A 17,124-nucleotide genomic window follows, 5' to 3' on the forward strand; every position below is an offset into this window, starting at 1 on the left:
CGGCCCGGGTGGCCGGTCAGCCGGTCAGCCGGTCAGCCGGTCAGGGCGACGTCCGAGCCGGTCACCGAGATCTCCAGGCCCTTCTCCGTCACCTTGACCTGCCGGAGCTCCAGGCCCTTCGGCAGCCCGTCGATGTCGCCCTCGAAGTCGGTCTTCTTACGGATCAGATCCTCGACGCCGGGCAGCCCTTCGCCCGGCACCTCGTCCGCGCGCACCTTGATCGTGTGACCGTCGACGCGGGTCACGGTGGACAGCACGCTGCGCGAGATCGGGCGGCCCAGGACCTCGACCGTGCCGGTGACCTTCGCCTTGCCGTTGCCGCCGTACTCCACGACGACGCCGTCGCTGGCCGCCGCCGTCAGGTCCTCGTAACTGACGCGCGCGGTGCCGGTGGCGCGGGCGGCCGTGGCGCTCCGGTAGCCGGAACCGAGCTTCACGTCGTGCAGTTCGGCCCGGACCTCGCTGACCCGCATGGCCCGGCCGGCGGCGCTGGTCTCCATGCCGGTGAGGCTGACGTCGACCCGGTCGAGCTGCGAACCGGCGAGCTGGGTGAGGAAGGGGAAGCCCTTGATCGAGATCTCCGTCGTGGCGGGGCCGCCCCCGCTGATCGTGACCCGGTCCTCGGCCTCGGACTCGGCGAACCAGACGGCCGCGCGGTCGACGGCGATGAAGAGGCCGCCGAGCACCACCACCAGGACCAGCAGTATTCGCAGTGCGCGCATGTGTCGTTTCCCCACCCTGTGCCGATCGGTCCCCCTGGCGCCCGTGAGCCTACTGCCGCAGGAGCGGGAGCGGACGCCCTGGATGATCGACGAGCGACGGCCCCCCATCGGTTCCCGAGGGGCCGTCAGGGGAGGGCGCGTCAGAGGACGGCGCGGCCGACCAGGTAGACGACCGGGGCCGCCACGGTCAGCGGCAGCGCCACCCCGGCGGTCATGTGCACGAACCGGGACGGGTAGTCGTAGCTCGCCACCCGCAGCCCGATGAGCGCGGCCCCGCCCGCCGCGAGACCGAGCAGCGCGCCCTTCGCGCCGAAGTCGGTCAGCGCGCCGACCGCGACGCCCGCGCCCGCACCCGCGAGCAGGGCCACCGCGACCGAGGCCGCGCCGGGCAGCGGGAGGGCCCGGGCGAGCGTGGCCGCCGCGACGGCCACCCCGCCGACCGCCACCGCGTCCGGGAGCGCCGCGAGATGTCCGCCGGCGAGCACCGCGAGGGACGCGGAGACGACGGTGGCCATCAGCCCGTACATCCGCTCGTCGGCCCCCGCGTGGCTGCGGAGCTGGAGGACCACGGTGAGCAGCACCCAGACGCCCAGGGTGCCCAGCAGCGCGGCGGGACCGTGCTCCCGGCCCGCCGCGAGCAGGACGGCATCGGCGACGAGCCCTCCGGCGAAGGCGAGCGCGATGCCCTGGCGGGCCGGCCACATGCCGTTGAGCCGGAACCATCCGGCGGCCGTCACCGCCTGGAGGAGCACCACCGGGACGAGCAGGGCGTACGGCCCGATCGCCGCGCCCCCCGCGAGCAGCAGACCCAGTACGGCGGTGAGCGCCGCGGGCTGCATCCCCGGCGCGATGATCGGCGAGCGCCCCTCGGCGCGGGCCCGCTGGGCGTCGGTGATCCGGGCGTTGCCCAGCGTCGTGGGCGCGCTGTAGCCCGTGTCACCGGGCCCCGGCTGCCCGGTCGCGGGCTCGGAGACGGAGGCCGAGGCCGAGGCGGGCACTGCTGCGGCCGGTGCGACGGGCGTGGCGGGCGTGGCCGGGACCTCGGGCGGCAGCGGGAAGGAGCCCGAGACGCCCTGGGGCGGCAGATAGGCGGTGTCGGCCGCCGAGGGCCGGTAAGGCTGCTGCTGGTGCTGACCGTGCTGCTGTGGTTCCTGATAGTGCCGCTGGGGCTGCTGGTGCTGCTGCGGTTCCTGATACTGCTGCTGCGGGTACGGAGCGTGCGGCTGCGGCGTTCCGTACGCTCCGGGCTGCTGCTGTCCGTACGGATCCGGCTGCGGCGTCCCGTACGCCTGCGGCTGCTGCGGCTGCCCGTAACCCTGGCCCGGCCCCTGCGCCTGCCCCTGCGCCCGGTGCGGGTCGTCCGGGCGGATCGTCGGCTGGTACTGCGTGTCCCAGGTCGGCGCCTGCCAGGTCTGCGTCGCGCCCTGGTCGAAGGCGGCCGGATCCTGCGGCGCGGCGGACTGCCCGGCCGTCCCGTCGGGCCAGTGCGGCGACGCGGGCCGCGGCTGCTGCCGCTCGGGGTCGTACGGATACGGGTACTGCTGATCGCTGCTGCTCATGGCCTGCGGTTCACCCTCCTGCGAACGGCGGGAGCACCTCGACCGTGCCGCCCTCGGCAAGGCGTACGGTCTCATGCTCGCGGCTCCCGACGGGGTTGCCGTCGATGAGGAACGAGCACCGCCGGAGCACCTGGCTCAGCTCGCCGGGGTGCCGTCTCCGTACCGCGTCGAGCGCCTCGGCGAGGGTCGCCGCCGCGTACGGCTCCTCCGCGGTGCCCGCGGCGGCCTTCGCCGCAGCCCAGTAGCGGATCGTCCCCGCTGCCATGGCGCCACTCCTTCGGTCGGTTCGTCGGACGCCTCGTGCGTCAGCTCTCCATGATGGGTCACGCGGGCGGTGCGGCCGTCGCCCAGTCGGCGATCCGGGCCAGAAGGGCGTCGTCCGCCGCGTTCTCCGCGTGGCCCATCCCCCGCTCCAGCCACAGCTCCGCGCGGCCGGGCCCGGCCGCATCCGCCAGCATCCTCGGGTGGTCCAGCGGGAAGTACGGGTCACGGTCGCCGTGCACGAGGAGCAGCGGGGCCGGGGCGATGAGCGGGACCGCGGCGACCGGGGAGAGCGGGACGGGGTTCCACTCCTCGGTGGCGATGCGGGTACGGAATCCGTAGCGGCCGACGAGGCGGCCCGAGGGGCGGGTGACCACCCAGTGCAGCCGGCGCATCGGGGCCGTCCCCCGGTAGTACCAACGGGCGGGAGCACTGACGGAGACCACCGCATCCGAGTGCGCCCCCGTGCGCCGTGTGCGCCCCTCGCGCTCCGGCACGCGAACGGGCGTATCCGCGTCCAAAGAATCGTCCAAGGAATCGCCTGCGGAGTCCGCCGTATACAAAGCGCCGTGCCGGAGCACCACGGAGCCGCCCATCGAGAACCCGACCGTAACGATCCGGGTGTGTCCGAGCTCCCGCGCCCAGGCCACCGCGGCGGCCAGGTCCAGCACCTCGCGGTCGCCCACGGTGGAGCGTCCGCCGGACCGTCCGTGGCCCCGGAACGAGAACGTGATCACGGCCGCACGCTGGGCGAACACCCGCGCGGCACGCCGTACGGCGGGGCGGTCGGCCGAGCCGGTGAAGCCGTGCGCGACGACGATCGCGGGGGTCGTCGCGGCGGCCTCGGCCGCCCCGTCCTCCGCCGCCGCGGAACCCGCCGTACACGGTTCGTACACCGCCTCGACCCGTACGCCGTCATCGGTCAGCAAGGTGGCGCATCGGGGAGGAGGCGTGAGCAAGGGAACAGAAGAACTCAGGAATCGACCCTCGGACACGGAACTCATGTGGGCTATTCTGCTGCGAAGAGGATCCGGGCAATGCAGCCCCCGGGTCCTTTTGTGCTTTACCGGCGTTGTTACGACGACGTTTCCACAAGCTCAGCGGTCCCAGGGCGCGGGACCGCACCGTAAAACCCGCATGACGCGGGACGCATGACGTACGAAGCAGTGCCGCATACTCCCCCGGGTCCGACCCGGGAGTGCCCCTCTCGCAGGGAACGAGGAGGACCGACGTAATGGGCGAGCGAACCGTGCAACACGATCGACCGAACCAGGCAGGTGGGCGGCGATGAGTTCACTGCTGCTTCTCACGAACGCACTCCAGCCGTCGACGGAGGTGCTCCCCGCCCTCGGGCTTCTGCTCCACAGCGTGCGGGTGGCCCCCGCCGAGGGCCCGGCCCTCGTGGACACCCCGGGCGCCGACGTGATCCTCGTCGACGGGCGCCGCGACCTCCCGCAGGTCCGCTCGCTCTGTCAGCTGCTGCGGTCCACGGGACCCGGCTGTCCGCTGATCCTCGTCGTCACCGAGGGCGGTCTCGCGGCCGTCACCGCCGACTGGGGCGTGGACGACGTCCTGCTGGACACGGCGGGACCGGCGGAGGTCGAGGCCCGGCTGCGGCTGGCCATGGGCCGCCAGCAGATCACCTCCGACGACTCCCCGATGGAGATCCGCAACGGCGATCTCTCCGTCGACGAGGCGACGTACAGCGCGAAACTCAAGGGCCGGGTCCTGGACCTGACCTTCAAGGAATTCGAACTGCTGAAATACCTCGCCCAGCACCCGGGCCGGGTGTTCACCCGCGCCCAGCTCCTCCAGGAGGTCTGGGGCTACGACTACTTCGGCGGTACGCGGACGGTCGACGTCCACGTACGGCGACTGCGGGCCAAGCTCGGCCCCGAGCACGAGTCGCTGATCGGCACCGTGCGCAACGTCGGCTACCGCTTCGTCACGCCGGAGAAGGTGGAGCGCGCCGCCGAGGAGGCGAAGGAGCGGCAGGCCGCCCAGCAGAAGGCCGCCGAGCCCGTCACCCGGTCGGAGCAGTCCTCTTCGGCCACGGCGGCGGAAGAAGCCCCGGTGGAGGCTGCCAAGAGGTAGGTCCATCCGCGTAGACTGCCGCGCGTGGCCAAGGTGACGCGGGACGATGTGGCGAGACTGGCGGGGACGTCGACCGCGGTCGTCAGCTATGTCATCAACAACGGACCCCGGCCGGTCGCCCCGGCCACGCGCGAGCGGGTGCTCGCCGCGATCAAGGAGCTGGGCTACCGCCCCGACCGGGTCGCCCAGGCCATGGCCTCGCGCCGCACGGACCTCATAGGAATGATCGTCCCGGACGCCCGGCAGCCGTTCTTCGCGGAGATGGCGCACGCGGTCGAACAGGCCGCGGCCGAGCGCGGGAAGATGGTGCTCGTCGGCAATTCCGACTACCGCGACGAGCGCGAGGTCCACTATCTGCGGGCCTTCCTCGGTATGCGCGTCTCCGGGCTGATCCTGGTCAGCCAGGGCCCCAGCGAGCGCGCCGCCGCCGAGATCGAGGCCTGGGACGCCCGGGTCGTCCTGCTGCACGAGCGCCCCGAGGCGATCGACGACGTCGCCGTCGTCACCGACGACGTGGGCGGCGCCCAGCTCGCCACCCGGCACCTGCTGGAGCACGGCAACGCGTACGTGGCCTGCCTCGGCGGCACGGAGGAGACCCCGGTGGTCGGCGACCCGGTCGCCGACCACGTCGAGGGCTGGCGCCGGGCGATGCACGAGTCGGGCCGCTCCACGGAGGGCCGGCTCTTCCAGGCCCCGTACAACCGTTACGACGCCTATCGGGTGGCCCTCGGGCTGCTGGCGGGCCCGGACCGGCCCCCGGCGATCTTCTGCGCCACGGACGACCAGGCCTTCGGCGTGCTGCGGGCCGCCCGTGAGCTGCGCATCGACGTGCCGGGCGAGCTGGCGGTGGCCGGCTTCGACGACGTCAAGGAGGCGGGTCTCACCGATCCGCCGCTGACCACGGTCTACTCCGACCGGCCCGCGATGGCGCGGGCGGCGGTGGACCTGGTGCTGGACGACTCGCTCCGGGTCTCCGGATCGCGGCGCGAGCGGCTGAAGCAGTTCCCCTCGGCGCTGGTGGTCCGCCGCTCGTGCGGCTGCGGCGAGCCCTCCGCGTCCGCCTGACCTGTCTCCTGACCTGTCTGAACCGTCGGGCCTTTACAGCGGGCATACGCGGTTCTTCCGGGCTTCTCAGGACGTACTCAGGCCCCTCTCATGTTCGCTGGCCAGCCTGGTGCACATGACGGAGAACCTTCGCCCGAGCGGCGCGCACTCGACGGACCAGGACCCGACCGCGTACCCGTACGCCTCCTCCTACGGCGCTGCGGGCGGCTACCCGCCGCCGCCCCCGTACGCCCCCACCAACCGGCGCCGGGCGAAGCGGCCGGTCGCGCTGCTGGCGGCGGTGGCCATCGCGGCGGGCGTGATCGGCGGCGGCACCGCGACGCTGATCGGGCAGCTGAACGGCCAGAACTCCGCCGCCACCGGCTCGGGCGGCGCGGTCAACGGCACCACCGTCTCGCAGAGCAGCAAGGGCACCGTCGCGGGCGTCGCGGAGGCGGTCTCGCCCGCGATCGTGGAGATCGGCGCGAACTCGTCGGCGGGCAAGTCCACCGGTTCGGGCGTGGTGATCACCGAGGACGGCGAGATCGTCACCAACAACCACGTCATCTCGGGCGCGCAGCAGATCCAGGTCACCCTCTCGACCGGCAAGACGTACACCGCCGACGTCGTGGGCACCGACCCCGACAAGGACCTCGCGCTCATCAAGCTCCAGGGCGCGAGCGGGCTGAAGACGGCCACACTCGGCGACTCCTCGCAGGTCAAGGTCGGCGACCAGGTCGTGGCGATCGGTTCGCCCGAGGGCCTCACCGGCACCGTCACCAGTGGCATCGTCTCCGCGCTGGACCGGGACGTGACGGTGAGGGACGACTCCGGCAGCTCGGGGGAGAACCAGGGGGGCGGCGGGCAGCAGTGGCCGTTCGAGTTCGGCGGCCAGCAGTTCAACGGCGACACGGGCGAGAAGACGACCACGTACAAGGCGCTCCAGACCGACGCCTCGCTCAACCCCGGCAACTCCGGCGGCGCGCTGATCAACATGGACGGTGAGATCATCGGCATCAACTCCGCTATTTACGCGCCGAGTTCCGCGGCGGCGGGCAGCGGTTCGTCGGCGGGCAGCGTGGGCCTCGGCTTCGCGATCCCGGTGAACACGCTCAAGGCCGACCTGGACGCCCTGCGCGCGGGGAACAACTCCTGACCGTGCGAGGCTGAGACCGCCCCCATCGGCCGGAACGAGAAGAGGACGACACAGCGATGAGCCCCGCCGAAGACGATCCCCAGCGCATCCTGATCGTCGACGACGAACCGGCCGTGCGCGAGGCGCTGCAACGCAGCCTCGCCTTCGAGGGGTACGGCACGCAGGTCGCGGTCGACGGGTACGACGCCCTGGCGATGACCGAGGCCTACGCCCCCGACCTCATCGTCCTGGACATCCAGATGCCCCGGATGGACGGCCTCACCGCCGCCCGCCGCATCCGGGCCACCGGTTCGACCACGCCCATCCTCATGCTCACCGCCCGCGACACCGTCGGCGACCGGGTCACCGGCCTCGACGCGGGTGCGGACGACTACCTGGTCAAGCCGTTCGAGCTGGACGAGCTGTTCGCCCGCATCCGGGCCCTGCTGCGCCGCAGCTCGTACGCGGCGTCGGCGGCGGGCGCGGACGCCCCGGACGACGACGTCCTCTCCTTCGCCGATCTGCGCATGGACCTGGCCACCCGCGAGGTCACCCGGGGCGAGCGCCGGGTGGAGCTGACCCGTACCGAGTTCACGCTCCTGGAGATGTTCCTGTCCCACCCGCGCCAGGTGCTGACCCGGGAGCAGATCCTCAAGGCCGTCTGGGGCTTCGACTTCGAGCCGAGCTCCAACTCCCTGGACGTGTACGTGATGTACCTGCGCCGCAAGACGGAGGCGGGCGGCGAGCCGCGCCTCGTCCACACCGTGCGCGGGGTGGGCTACGCGCTGCGTACGGGCGGGAGCGGGGAGGCGTGAGCGGTCCGGCGCCCCAGGCGGACGTGCGGGAGCGGCGGGGCAGGGGCCCGGTGCGCCGCTTCCGGGCGCTGCCGCTGCGCTCCCGGCTGGCGATGCTGGTGGCCACGGCGGTCGCGGTCGCGGTGGCGGCGGTGGCCGCCGCCTGCTGGCTGACCACCCGGGACCGGCTCACCGAGCAGCTCGACACGACGCTGTCGCAGGTGAAGCCGAACGAGAACGCGATCCGCCTGCTGGCGGCTTCCTGCACGAGCGGACTGCCCGGCGACCTCCAGATCGTGACCGGCCCGTACACGATCCAACTGGTGCCGGCCGTGGGGCAGAAGCCGTGCACGGTGCCCGGCAGATCCGCCATCCCGATCGAGGCCGCCGACCGGGCGGTCGCCGGCGGGCTGCGCGAGGACGCGACGCACACCACGACGGCCGAGGACGGCACGGAGATGCGGGTCCACACCTCGCCCGCCGGTCCGGACCGCCCCGGCCTCGCGGTCTCCGTGGCCGTGCCGATGAAGCAGGTCACCGATCCGCTGAACCAGCTGGCCTGGGTGCTGCTCATCGTCTCCGGCATCGGAGTCGTCGGCGCGGGCGCGGCCGGGCTGTGGATCGCGCGGGCCGGGCTGCGGCCGGTCGACGAGCTGACCGAGGCCGTCGAGCACGTGGCCCGTACCGAGGATCTGACCGTACGCATCCCGGTGGACGGCGAGGACGAGATCGCCCGGCTGTCGAACTCCTTCAACTCGATGACGGCCCAGCTCGCCTCCTCCCGCGACCGTCAGGCCCAGCTGATCGCGGACGCGGGCCACGAGCTGCGCACCCCGCTGACCTCGCTCCGGACGAACGTGGAGCTGCTGGCTCGCAGCGAGGAGACGGGCCGGGTGATCCCGCCGGAGGACCGCAAGGCGCTGATGGCCTCGGTGAAGGCCCAGATGACGGAGCTGGCCGCGCTGATCGGCGACCTCCAGGAGCTGGCCCGCCCCGACGCGGCCGAGCCGGGCCCGCTCCAGGTGGTGGCCCTGCACGAGATCGCCCGCACCGCCCTGCGCCGCGCCCGGCTGCGCGGCCCGGAGCTGACGATCACCGAGGACCTGGCCCCCTGGTACGTACGCGCGGAGCCGGCCGCCCTGGAGCGGGCGATCGTCAACGTCCTGGACAACGCGGTGAAGTTCAGCCCGCCCGGCGCCACGATCGACGTCACGCTGCACCGGGGCGAGCTGACCGTCCGGGACCGGGGCCCCGGCATCCCCGCCGAGGAACTCCCGCACGTCTTCGAACGCTTCTGGCGCTCCCCGTCCGCCCGCCAGCTCCCCGGCTCCGGCCTTGGCCTGTCCATCGTGGCCCGTACGGTGCACCAGACGGGCGGCGAGATCGCGCTGCGCCCGGCCCCGGACGGCGGCCCCGGGACCGTGGCGGCGCTCACGCTGCCGGGGGCGCCGACGCCGCCGCCGGAGCTGTGAGGACGACCGGGCTCAGCCCGTCGGGTTGTGCCGGATCAGCGACTCCACCAGCCCGGACCGTTGGTTCGGGTAGTCCAGCGGCACGATGCCGAGCCCCGTCCACCCGGCGGTCTCGGAGCGCTCCAGGAAGGAGTGCACCTGCGGGTTGAGCCGGTCGGCGTTCCAGCGGGGCGGCATCAGGGCGGCGGTGGAGACGTAGTTCATGAAGAACTTGCCGGGCTGCTGGGCCGCCTTGCGGAACTGGGCCTCGATCTTCGGGTACTTGGCGAACGGCTCCGCCATGTAGTCGTCCTGGATGTCGAAGAGGGCCGGGTCCCCGTACCGCACCCCGGGCAGCCCGCCGTTGTCCGCGAGCAGCACCACCTTGCCCCGGGCCCCGCCGAGGTCGGGAAGGGCGGAGTCGAGGCGGAACAGGGACCGCCAGCCCCGCACGTCCAGGTAGTCGTCGAAGATCCGGCGGAACGCGGCGTCGCTCTCCTCGGAATACTCCTGCTTGACCCGCATCAGCACGGTCTCGGTCGGCCGCGCGGCCAGGAAGTCCCGGCAGAAGACAAGGACATCGCCGAACATCATGTTCTGGAACGACGCCCCGTGATGGATCGCGAACGAGCCGTCGGTGATCCGGCACCGTACGTCGAGGAAGCGTATGCCGCTCTCCAGCTGCTGTCCGATCGTCGTGTTCTGGCACTCCGACCAGGGACCGCCGAACCGGGCCCCCGAGTCGTGCGTGCCCGGGATCGTGAGCCGCTGGAGCGCGGTGGAGTCGGGCAGGGCGGCCATCCAGTCCTGCGTGCCCCGGACCGCCCGGCCGCCCTCCCGGGTGGCGGCGACGGCGGGCGCGGCGCCGACGACGGCGGTGGCGGAGACGGCGAGGGCCCCGGCCAGAAACCCTCTGCGGGTGGGCAGAGGGCCTCTACGGGCGGGCCCGGACGGGGACTTGGGCGTGCGCGCGGGGGTGGACATGCGGGGTGCCTCCAAGGGCCGTGGGGGGCTGGGCCCTTGGATTCTGTCGGGCACACGTCACCTCCGGAAGAGGGCGCACACCTGACATGCCTCAGGCCGCGTGCTGGAAGGCCGCGTAGGTCAGGTAGCCCGTGTCGCCTCCCTGGAAGTACGTGGCCTCGTCCGCCGGAGCGATCGGCGCACCGGTGCGCAGCCGCTCGACCAGGTCCGGGTTGGACAGGAAGGCCCGGCCGAAGCTGATCAGCTCCGCCCCCAGACCCAGCCAGCGGTCGGCGTCGGCGCGCTCCACCTGCTTCGGGCTCATCGGCAGCGACGGGTTCATGATCAGCGTGCCGGGCCAGGCGCGGCGCAGGGCGACCAGCACCTCCTCGTCGGCGGTGCCCTCCAGGTGCACGTACGCCGGTTCCAGCCGCGCCAGCTCGGCCAGCAGCAGGGCGTACAGCTCCGGAACGTCCCGCTCCTCGACGCCCCAGAACGTGCCGCCCGGGGAGAGCCGGATGCCGGTCCTGGCCGCGCCCACCGCGTCCACGGTCGCCGCCACCGCCTCCACGGCGAACCGCACCCGGCCGGCGAGCGACCCGCCGTACCGGTCCGTGCGGAGGTTGGCGTTGGAGGAGAGGAACTGGGAGATCAGATAGCCGTTCGCGCCGTGGATCTCGACGCCGTCGAACCCGGCGTCGACGGCCCGGCGGGCGGCCGACGCGTACGACTCGACGTGCTCGGGCACCTCGGCCGTCTCCAGGGCGCGCGGCAGCGGCGCGGGCTGCGGGCCCGTCGGGGTGAACACGTCGCCGACCGCCGCGACGGCGGAGGGCCCGACCGGCCGCAGCCCGGTGGTGTCCGGGTGCGAGACCCGGCCGCCGTGCATGATCTGGGCGAAGATCCGGCCGCCGTTCGCGTGCACGGCGGCGGTGACCGGACGCCAGGAGGCGACCTGCTCATCGGTGTACAGGCCGGGCGTGCCGGGGTTGGACTGCCCGACCAGGCTGGGCTGCACCCCCTCGCTCACGATCAGCCCGGCGGTGGCCCGCTGCGCGTAGTACGTGGCCATCGAGGGCGTCGCCAGCCCGCCGGAGGCCGCCCGGACCCGGGTCATCGGGGCCATCACGACCCGGTTGGGCAGCACCAGGTCACCGAGGCGGTGGCTGTCGAAAAGGCTCTGGTTCATGGCACGAAGCTCCTGACTGAACGGCTTTGCAGCTCTCGTGACGCCCGTTTTCCGGGCACAGCGCTACGCTAAAACCTGACATCAATGTGAGGGGCAAGGCGTGAGGGGCACAGCATGCGCATCGGAGAGCTCGCGGCCGCCACGGGGGTCAGCGTCCGGTCCCTGCGGTACTACGAGGAGCAGCGGCTCCTGACCAGCACCCGCAGCCCGAGCGGTCAGCGGCACTACACGGACGCCGAGGTCGACCGGGTCCACTTCATCCAGCGCCTCTACGCCGCCGGCCTCTCCAGCCGCACCGTCAAGGAGCTGCTGCCCTGCGTCGACGCCCCCAGCGAGGTGTCCTCCGACGCGGCGATGGAGCGGATGGAGCAGGAGCGCGAGCGGCTCTCCGCCCACATCGACGACCTGCTCTCCACCCGGGACGCCCTCGACGCCCTGATGGCCACCAACCGCGCCCACCGCCGCACCCTGGGCCGCCCCGCCGAAAATGGCCGGGACGAAAACGAAGCGAGTCTTCTTTCTTAACGGAAAACTGCGGAAGAATATATTCATCGCGACCGTTGCCGGAATTCAAGAAGTGCCGGAAAAGCTTTTGCCGGAGATCGTGAACTGCCCTTACTCTGGGGCCAATTCATGGGCGGCAAACGCCCAGCGCATTCATTCCGGACCTGGAGTCCGGACTCTGGAATCCGCCGCAACGAAACGCGAGGAATACCTGTGCGACGCATGACCTCCACCCTCCTCTCCCTGGCCGCCGTGCTGACCGCCTCCGCCCTGGCCGCACCGGCGGCCGGCGCCGCCCCGCGGAACGACCGGCCGGCCCCGGCGTCCGGTACGCCCGCAGGCTGGGAGAGAGTGGGCGCGGACGACCTGGCGCACTTCAACGGCGCCACCGGCAGAGGCGCCACGGCCCAGGCCGACGAGACCTCGAACCTGGCCCTCAAGTCGGTGCGCAACGGGAAGTTCACCGCCGCCGAGATCAATTACGCCGAACCGAACACCGGTGTGCTGCGGGCCCGTTCGCCCTACGCCAGCGGCGCGTGGGAGGGCTTCGCGTTCGAGTGGGACGAGGCCACCCAGACGTTCGCCCTGAAATCCCTCGCGAACAACCGCTACGTGGCGGTCGAGAAGAACTTCACCGGCAACGCGAAGAACGCACTGCGGGCCCGCTCGACGACGGCGGGCGGCTGGGAGCGGTTCGAGCTCTACCAGAACGAGGACCTGAACCTGTACGCGCTCCGGTCCACCCTGAACAATCTCTTCGTCGCGATGGAGAACAGCTACACGGGCCCGCTCCAGTACACGCTGCGCGCCCGCTCCGCCGAAGTCACCGGCTCCTGGGAGCAGTTCGACCTGTACAGCATCGACGGCTGACCGCACCCCGGCCTCCTCCGGCACCGGACGGAGGCCGGACTCGCCGTCTGCACCGGGCGGCCGTCGCCGAGGACGGCCACGGCCACGCCTCAGCCGTTCGCCGCGAACACGGAGACCCCCGGCCCGCCCAGCTCCCCGACCGCCACCCGCCGCCCGGACACCGCGAGCAGCAGGGACAGCACGGGTCCGGTGACCTCCGGGCCCTCCCCGATCGACAGGTCGGCGTCCGTGGCCGACAGCCGTACGCGAGCGGCCAGTTCCTTCGCTCCGCCGAAGGACGCCGGGGTGCGCGCCTGCAACCGCAGCGCCCGGGCCACGGCCTCCCGCGGATAGGAATGGACGAGGCCCACGGCGCGGCGGATGTCCTCACCGTGCACGACCTCCTCGACCAGCCGGGTGTCGAGCGGGGCGGGCGGCCCGGTCCTCCGCGTCGCCACCCGGCGCAGCCGCTCCAGCGTCTCCTGCGGCGTGGCCCCGCGCTCGCGCTCCACACCGCGCGCGTTCTGACGGTCGAAGTCGAACCGCGCCCGTACGAGGCCGGCGACGAAGCCGATGCGTGTCGTCCGGGCGGTGTCCACCAGATGGGCGGCCACATCGCGCACCGTCCACCCCGCGCAGAGCGACGGCGTGTCCCACTGCCCGGGATCCAGCCGCGCGAGGTCATCGGCCAGCGCGGCCCGCTCGGTGTGCACCATCCGCCAGATCTCGCGCTTCACATCGCCCTTCGCCCCGCTCCTCGTGCCGCTCGCATCGCCCTTCGCATCGCTCCTCGCACCGTTCGCATCGCTCTTCACGGCTGCCTCCACTCGAACCGGTGACCACGTCCACCGGATGAGACCCCGGACGCCACCGAAACTCATCGCGCGCTCGGCCACCGGATATGGATCAAGAAAGGTGATCTTGTCCAACTGTGTCATGACTTCGTAACAGGGTTGCCGGAGCACAACTCCACCGCGTCACGGCCTGTCCGACAGGGTGTGACTCACGCCACGTGGACGGGTGAGGATCCGGGCGCCCGACCAGGCGTCGCGCAGTGACCGATCAAGAAACCGGGGAACGATATGACCGACATCCGACGTGCATCAGCCATCGGCGCCGCTGTCACCGCCACCGCCTGCGCCGCGGTCGCCCTCGCACCGGCCGCCGTCGCGGCGGAGCCGACGGCCCACCGGCCGGCCGCGGCGACGAAGGCCGCCGCGGCCGCGCAGTACAACGGCGCCTGTGGCGGCGGCTACTCCGTGGTGAACTCCGCGCAGATCGGCGCCAAGGGCACGGTTTTCCTCACCTACAACTCCGCCACCGGCAAGAACTGCGTGGTGACCGTCCGCACCAAGCCCGGAAAGGCCGTGCACATGACGGCCTCGCTCGGCTTCGCCTCGCCCACCACGACGGTCACGGACACGGGGTACTACACCACGTACGCGGGGCCGGTCTACCTCGACGCACGCGGCCTGTGCGTGACGTGGCGCGGTGAGATCTCCGGCGAGGTGGCTGGCAAGAACGGCACCAACTGCGGTTCCCTGGCGGCGAACCGGCGATAGCCCGCACTGATCCGGAAGCGGCCCGCCGCGTGGTGTGCGCACACCACGCGGCGGGCCGCGGCTGTGGCCGGGACCGCGACCGTGGCCCGCGCGACGTGTTCACGGGGCTTCGCGGGCGTCGCCGTCCTCCTCGCGGTGCTCGCCACCGGGGTCACCCGGGCGACGGCCCCCGGTACGGGCAGGGCGCCCCCGGCCGTCGGAGGCGGCGGTCGGCGGCGGAATCGCCGGGGCGCACGCTCCGGGCAGGTCCGGCGTTGTGCAGCGGGCCGGAAGATCGGGAGTGAGCAGGGAACGTGCGGTCATGGGTCTCACCTGCCGTGCGCGGAGCCGGTCGGTCTCTCAGCAGTGATTCGTAGCCGCGCGGCAAGCGGATTGGACGCGGTCGGCGCCCGCGCCTCCCGCCGGGCGCACCCGCCTCCGACGGGCCTCGGACCGCCCGCCCGGTCCCCTGTTCCGGGCGGGCGGCCGAAACGCGTCGACCACGGATCAGGCTCAGGCGGTCATCAGCGAGATGCCGAGCATCCGCGCCCCCGTCTCCGTACGCGGCCGGTGTTCGCTGCCCGGCGCGAACACGACGTACGACCCCGGCCCATGGCGTTCGCCGCCGTCGATGACCTCGCCGCTCAGGACGAAGTACCGCTCCTCGGTGCGGTGTTCGTCGACCTCGGGCCACTCCGTGCCCGCCGCGAAGTCGATCAGCCAGCCCCGGGCGTACTCGGTGCCCGGCAGCCTCCGGCGCAAGATCCCGGGGGCCACCTCGTGCGCCTCGACGTCGTCGACCTGGACGACGGTCTTCAAGGCGTCCGCCGTGTTGGTTCGCGTGTCCTCGCTCATGACTCCACCGTGCCGCCGTTCGATCATCCGGGGCGAGTGTCGGGGATGACATCCTCGGGTACTTTTCTGCCATGCCCGCATCCGGAGCCCGGCATCACGTGGTGGCGCTGCTCAACGAGCCGCAGACACCCTTCGAACTCGCCTGTGCCGCCGAGGTCTTCGGGGCCGACCGCCCCGATCTGCCCACGCACTACACCTTCGAGGTCTGCGCCCGGCGGCCCGGCCCGCTGCTCACCACCGTCGGGCACGCGCTGCTCGTCGAGAGCGGGCTCGACGCCCTGCGGAGGGCGGACACCGTGATCGTCCCGGGCTGGCAGCCGCCCGGCGGGCCCGTGCCGGACGATGTCCTGGACGCCCTGCGGGCGGCACACCGGCGCGGGGCGCGCATCGTGTCGATCTGCACGGGTGCTTTCGTCCTCGCCCGGGCCGGGCTGCTGGCGGGGCGCCGCGCGACCACGCACTGGCGGCGGAGCGATCTGCTGGCCGAGGCCTTCCCCCAGGTGACCGTGGTCAAAGACGTGCTCTACGTCGACCACGGCGATGTGGCGACCAGCGCGGGCAGCGGCGCGGGCATCGACCTCTGCCTCCACCTCGTACGGTCCGACCTGGGCGCCTTCTACGCCACGCAGGTGGCCCGGAGCATGGTGCTGCCGCCGCACCGGGACGGCAGCCAACTCCAGTACGCGGCCCCGCCCGCCCCCGCGGGCACGGACGATTCCCTGGCCCCGGTACTGGAGTGGGCACTGACCCGGCTGGAGACGGACCTCTCCGTGGATCGGCTGGCCTCCTACGCCGGGCTCTCCCCGCGCACCTTCGCCCGCCGGTTCGTCCGCCAGGTCGGCGTCAGCCCCGGGCAGTGGCTGCTCCAGCAGCGCGTCGACGCGGCCCGGTCGCTGCTGGAGCGGACCGATCTGCCCGTCGAGACGGTCGCCGTCCGGGTCGGACTGTCCTCGGCGGTCAACCTGCGGCGGCGGTTCCGGGCCGCCCTCGGGACGACGCCGGGCGCGTACCGACGCCTCTTCGGCGAAGCAGCAACAGCAAAGGACGGGGGTGACCGCTGAATGAACGAGGGCGATCGGAACGGACCCCACCGCCCCTGCCGTTACGCCACTGTCCGCACCTGGTAGGGAAGTTCGCCCGCACGCCACACCGGAGCGAGTCGCCTCCGGTCACCCGTACAGCGGACACAGAGCCGTCGCACATGCAACCAACACCACCGCGGACGACGTCGTCAGACCTGCCCGTGCCGATCACCGGCACGCGGAACACCTGCTCTCCCGCCGCTCACTCCCGGAGGATCCCATGCGCAGACTCACCGCCGGCCTGATGACGCTCGTCTCCACCGCCGCCGTCATCGGCACCACCCTCGTCGCCCCGTCCGCCGCCGTCGCCGCCAATACCTGGCAGTCCCACGACAAGAACTGCACGACCATCACCATCGAGGACCAGTCGATCGGCTCCGTGTGCGCGGAGGTGCAGAAGCGCGTCACCAGCGCGGGCGCGGTCAACGGATACCGGGCGCGCACGACCGTGAGCCCCACCGCGGGCAACTGGTTCAAGCCGGACGTCTACGTCTGGACCACCGACGGCAGCCTCGGCGAGCTGTGCCCCGGGGGCTGCGCACAGCAGACCTCCGACTGGACGTCCCCCTGGTCCTCGGTGAAGACCGTCCCCGGCAGCTACCGGGTGCGGGGCGAGCACAACCGCGGCAGCTACGACGTCTCCGCGTCCTGGAGCAACTGGTCCCAGCTCGCGGAGAAGTGCGCCACCTACGCCGGCGCCGGTGAGGTCTGCGTACGACGGCACGAGCGCAGCCACCGCGGCGTCCTGCAGGAGCGCGGCCAGATCGCCGTGCACCCCGCCACGGGCAAGTGGATCGAGCCGCGCACGGTACGGGTCGGCACCGTCAACGACGGCACGACCACGGCCACCGGCCGCGACCTGTGCGACCCGTCGTGCACCCGGCGCAGCGCCAACTGGTCGGCCACCGTCTCCGGGAACCTGGTCGGCCCCAGCAGCACCTTCGAGGGCTTCGCCGCGGCGTCCTTCGCCCTGCCGTCCGGCACGGTGAAGACCCTCAAGGCCTCGTACTCCTGACGGAACGATGCGCTCCGCCCGGAGACGCAGCGGAGGCGACCGTAGGGCGACCCGGGTCCTGGCGGA

General features: G+C 72.5%; 19 protein-coding genes. 10 read left to right on the forward strand and 9 right to left on the reverse strand.

From position 1 onward, the window contains the following. Window positions 1-32: 32 nt before the first annotated feature. The 4 genes from G3I54_RS25120 to G3I54_RS25135 all read right to left on the reverse strand — a co-directional run bounded on the left by G3I54_RS25120 (window position 33) and on the right by G3I54_RS25135 (window position 3,471). Window positions 33-722, reverse strand: coding sequence for a DUF2993 domain-containing protein (locus G3I54_RS25120; RefSeq protein WP_164617292.1), 690 nt, complete (start codon window positions 720-722; stop codon window positions 33-35). Between the two features lie 140 nt (window positions 723-862). Further along, on the reverse strand, window positions 863-2,281 hold the full coding sequence (locus G3I54_RS25125; protein WP_164617294.1) for a hypothetical protein: 1,419 nt from the start codon (window positions 2,279-2,281) through the stop codon (window positions 863-865). Window positions 2,282-2,291: 10 nt separating this feature from the next. Continuing rightward, window positions 2,292-2,546 carry a MoaD/ThiS family protein gene (locus G3I54_RS25130; RefSeq protein WP_164617297.1) on the reverse strand — a complete coding sequence of 85 codons (255 nt, stop codon included), beginning with the start codon at window positions 2,544-2,546 and terminating at the stop codon, window positions 2,292-2,294. A gap of 58 nt (window positions 2,547-2,604) precedes the next feature. Continuing rightward, on the reverse strand, window positions 2,605-3,471 hold the full coding sequence (locus tag G3I54_RS25135) for an alpha/beta fold hydrolase (RefSeq protein ID WP_239144563.1): 867 nt from the start codon (window positions 3,469-3,471) through the stop codon (window positions 2,605-2,607). Window positions 3,472-3,829: 358 nt separating this feature from the next. On the opposite strand from G3I54_RS25135, the gene G3I54_RS25140 reads away from it, so the two are divergent. The 5 genes from G3I54_RS25140 (at window position 3,830) to G3I54_RS25160 (ending at window position 9,081) form a co-directional block, all read left to right on the forward strand. Further along, a complete protein-coding gene (locus G3I54_RS25140; protein WP_164617301.1) occupies window positions 3,830-4,636 on the forward strand; it encodes a response regulator transcription factor in 807 nt (268 codons plus the stop codon). A gap of 24 nt (window positions 4,637-4,660) precedes the next feature. Beyond that, window positions 4,661-5,701, forward strand: a complete 1,041-nt coding sequence (locus G3I54_RS25145) for a LacI family DNA-binding transcriptional regulator (protein ID WP_164617303.1) — start codon at window positions 4,661-4,663, stop codon at window positions 5,699-5,701. A gap of 115 nt (window positions 5,702-5,816) precedes the next feature. Continuing rightward, window positions 5,817-6,836, forward strand: a complete 1,020-nt coding sequence (locus G3I54_RS25150; protein WP_164617305.1) for a trypsin-like peptidase domain-containing protein — start codon at window positions 5,817-5,819, stop codon at window positions 6,834-6,836. A 56-nt stretch (window positions 6,837-6,892) separates the two neighbouring features. Further along, a complete protein-coding gene (locus G3I54_RS25155; protein WP_164617307.1) occupies window positions 6,893-7,630 on the forward strand; it encodes a response regulator transcription factor in 738 nt (245 codons plus the stop codon). Between the two features lie 92 nt (window positions 7,631-7,722). Next, complete coding sequence (locus tag G3I54_RS25160; protein WP_203687151.1) at window positions 7,723-9,081, forward strand: HAMP domain-containing sensor histidine kinase; 1,359 nt, start codon at window positions 7,723-7,725, stop codon at window positions 9,079-9,081. A gap of 12 nt (window positions 9,082-9,093) precedes the next feature. Here G3I54_RS25160 and G3I54_RS25165 read toward each other — a convergent pair whose 3' ends face one another. Both G3I54_RS25165 and G3I54_RS25170 read right to left on the reverse strand, forming a co-directional pair. Next, window positions 9,094-10,044 carry a phosphatidylinositol-specific phospholipase C gene (locus G3I54_RS25165; protein ID WP_164617311.1) on the reverse strand — a complete coding sequence of 317 codons (951 nt, stop codon included), beginning with the start codon at window positions 10,042-10,044 and terminating at the stop codon, window positions 9,094-9,096. 91 nt (window positions 10,045-10,135) lie between these two features. Beyond that, window positions 10,136-11,212: an alkene reductase gene (locus G3I54_RS25170; RefSeq protein ID WP_164617313.1), complete on the reverse strand. Its 1,077-nt coding sequence runs from the start codon at window positions 11,210-11,212 to the stop codon at window positions 10,136-10,138. 114 nt (window positions 11,213-11,326) lie between these two features. Between G3I54_RS25170 and G3I54_RS25175 the strand changes: the two genes are divergently transcribed. Both G3I54_RS25175 and G3I54_RS25180 read left to right on the forward strand, forming a co-directional pair. After that, entirely contained in the window at window positions 11,327-11,737 is a 411-nt protein-coding gene (locus tag G3I54_RS25175; RefSeq protein ID WP_164617315.1) for a MerR family transcriptional regulator, read from the forward strand. Window positions 11,738-11,938: 201 nt separating this feature from the next. Further along, window positions 11,939-12,586: a hypothetical protein gene (locus G3I54_RS25180; RefSeq protein WP_164617317.1), complete on the forward strand. Its 648-nt coding sequence runs from the start codon at window positions 11,939-11,941 to the stop codon at window positions 12,584-12,586. An 89-nt stretch (window positions 12,587-12,675) separates the two neighbouring features. Here the strand turns inward: G3I54_RS25180 and G3I54_RS25185 are convergent, their stop codons facing one another. Beyond that, a complete protein-coding gene (locus tag G3I54_RS25185) occupies window positions 12,676-13,281 on the reverse strand; it encodes a maleylpyruvate isomerase family mycothiol-dependent enzyme (protein WP_164617424.1) in 606 nt (201 codons plus the stop codon). Window positions 13,282-13,647: 366 nt separating this feature from the next. Here G3I54_RS25185 and G3I54_RS25190 point away from each other — a divergent pair, with 366 nt between their 5' ends. Further along, the gene (locus G3I54_RS25190) at window positions 13,648-14,127 is read left to right on the forward strand and encodes a spore-associated protein A (RefSeq protein WP_164617320.1); all 480 of its coding nucleotides are present in this window, start codon (window positions 13,648-13,650) and stop codon (window positions 14,125-14,127) included. A 99-nt stretch (window positions 14,128-14,226) separates the two neighbouring features. On the opposite strand, the gene G3I54_RS25195 is transcribed toward G3I54_RS25190, so the two are convergent. Together G3I54_RS25195 and G3I54_RS25200 are read right to left on the reverse strand one after the other, a co-directional pair. Further along, on the reverse strand, window positions 14,227-14,430 hold the full coding sequence (locus G3I54_RS25195; RefSeq protein ID WP_164617322.1) for a hypothetical protein: 204 nt from the start codon (window positions 14,428-14,430) through the stop codon (window positions 14,227-14,229). Between the two features lie 189 nt (window positions 14,431-14,619). Then, window positions 14,620-14,961 carry a cupin domain-containing protein gene (locus G3I54_RS25200; RefSeq protein WP_164617324.1) on the reverse strand — a complete coding sequence of 114 codons (342 nt, stop codon included), beginning with the start codon at window positions 14,959-14,961 and terminating at the stop codon, window positions 14,620-14,622. Window positions 14,962-15,032: 71 nt separating this feature from the next. On the opposite strand from G3I54_RS25200, the gene G3I54_RS25205 reads away from it, so the two are divergent. Both G3I54_RS25205 and G3I54_RS25210 read left to right on the forward strand, forming a co-directional pair. Continuing rightward, window positions 15,033-16,022 carry a helix-turn-helix domain-containing protein gene (locus tag G3I54_RS25205; protein ID WP_203687138.1) on the forward strand — a complete coding sequence of 330 codons (990 nt, stop codon included), beginning with the start codon at window positions 15,033-15,035 and terminating at the stop codon, window positions 16,020-16,022. A 241-nt stretch (window positions 16,023-16,263) separates the two neighbouring features. Continuing rightward, window positions 16,264-17,058, forward strand: a complete 795-nt coding sequence (locus tag G3I54_RS25210) for a hypothetical protein (protein ID WP_164617326.1) — start codon at window positions 16,264-16,266, stop codon at window positions 17,056-17,058. The last annotated feature ends 66 nt before the right edge of the window (window positions 17,059-17,124 follow it).

Source organism: Streptomyces sp. SID14515 (assembly GCF_010548505.1).
In the GTDB taxonomy this organism is placed as follows: Bacteria; Actinomycetota; Actinomycetes; order Streptomycetales; family Streptomycetaceae; genus Streptomyces; species Streptomyces caviscabies.

Coding starts and splice junctions, on each gene's coding strand:
- G3I54_RS25140 (WP_164617301.1), top strand. CDS start 3,830: ATGAGTTCACTGCTGCTTCTCACGAACGCACTCCAGCCGTCGACGGAG.
- G3I54_RS25120 (WP_164617292.1), bottom strand. CDS start 722: ATGCGCGCACTGCGAATACTGCTGGTCCTGGTGGTGGTGCTCGGCGGC.
- G3I54_RS25130 (WP_164617297.1), bottom strand. CDS start 2,546: ATGGCAGCGGGGACGATCCGCTACTGGGCTGCGGCGAAGGCCGCCGCG.
- G3I54_RS25185 (WP_164617424.1), bottom strand. CDS start 13,281: ATGGTGCACACCGAGCGGGCCGCGCTGGCCGATGACCTCGCGCGGCTG.
- G3I54_RS25180 (WP_164617317.1), top strand. CDS start 11,939: ATGACCTCCACCCTCCTCTCCCTGGCCGCCGTGCTGACCGCCTCCGCC.
- G3I54_RS25165 (WP_164617311.1), bottom strand. CDS start 10,044: ATGTCCACCCCCGCGCGCACGCCCAAGTCCCCGTCCGGGCCCGCCCGT.
- G3I54_RS25125 (WP_164617294.1), bottom strand. CDS start 2,281: ATGAGCAGCAGCGATCAGCAGTACCCGTATCCGTACGACCCCGAGCGG.
- G3I54_RS25170 (WP_164617313.1), bottom strand. CDS start 11,212: ATGAACCAGAGCCTTTTCGACAGCCACCGCCTCGGTGACCTGGTGCTG.
- G3I54_RS25205 (WP_203687138.1), top strand. CDS start 15,033: ATGCCCGCATCCGGAGCCCGGCATCACGTGGTGGCGCTGCTCAACGAG.
- G3I54_RS25175 (WP_164617315.1), top strand. CDS start 11,327: ATGCGCATCGGAGAGCTCGCGGCCGCCACGGGGGTCAGCGTCCGGTCC.
- G3I54_RS25200 (WP_164617324.1), bottom strand. CDS start 14,961: ATGAGCGAGGACACGCGAACCAACACGGCGGACGCCTTGAAGACCGTC.
- G3I54_RS25195 (WP_164617322.1), bottom strand. CDS start 14,430: ATGACCGCACGTTCCCTGCTCACTCCCGATCTTCCGGCCCGCTGCACA.
- G3I54_RS25160 (WP_203687151.1), top strand. CDS start 7,723: ATGCTGGTGGCCACGGCGGTCGCGGTCGCGGTGGCGGCGGTGGCCGCC.
- G3I54_RS25150 (WP_164617305.1), top strand. CDS start 5,817: ATGACGGAGAACCTTCGCCCGAGCGGCGCGCACTCGACGGACCAGGAC.
- G3I54_RS25155 (WP_164617307.1), top strand. CDS start 6,893: ATGAGCCCCGCCGAAGACGATCCCCAGCGCATCCTGATCGTCGACGAC.
- G3I54_RS25210 (WP_164617326.1), top strand. CDS start 16,264: ATGCGCAGACTCACCGCCGGCCTGATGACGCTCGTCTCCACCGCCGCC.
- G3I54_RS25190 (WP_164617320.1), top strand. CDS start 13,648: ATGACCGACATCCGACGTGCATCAGCCATCGGCGCCGCTGTCACCGCC.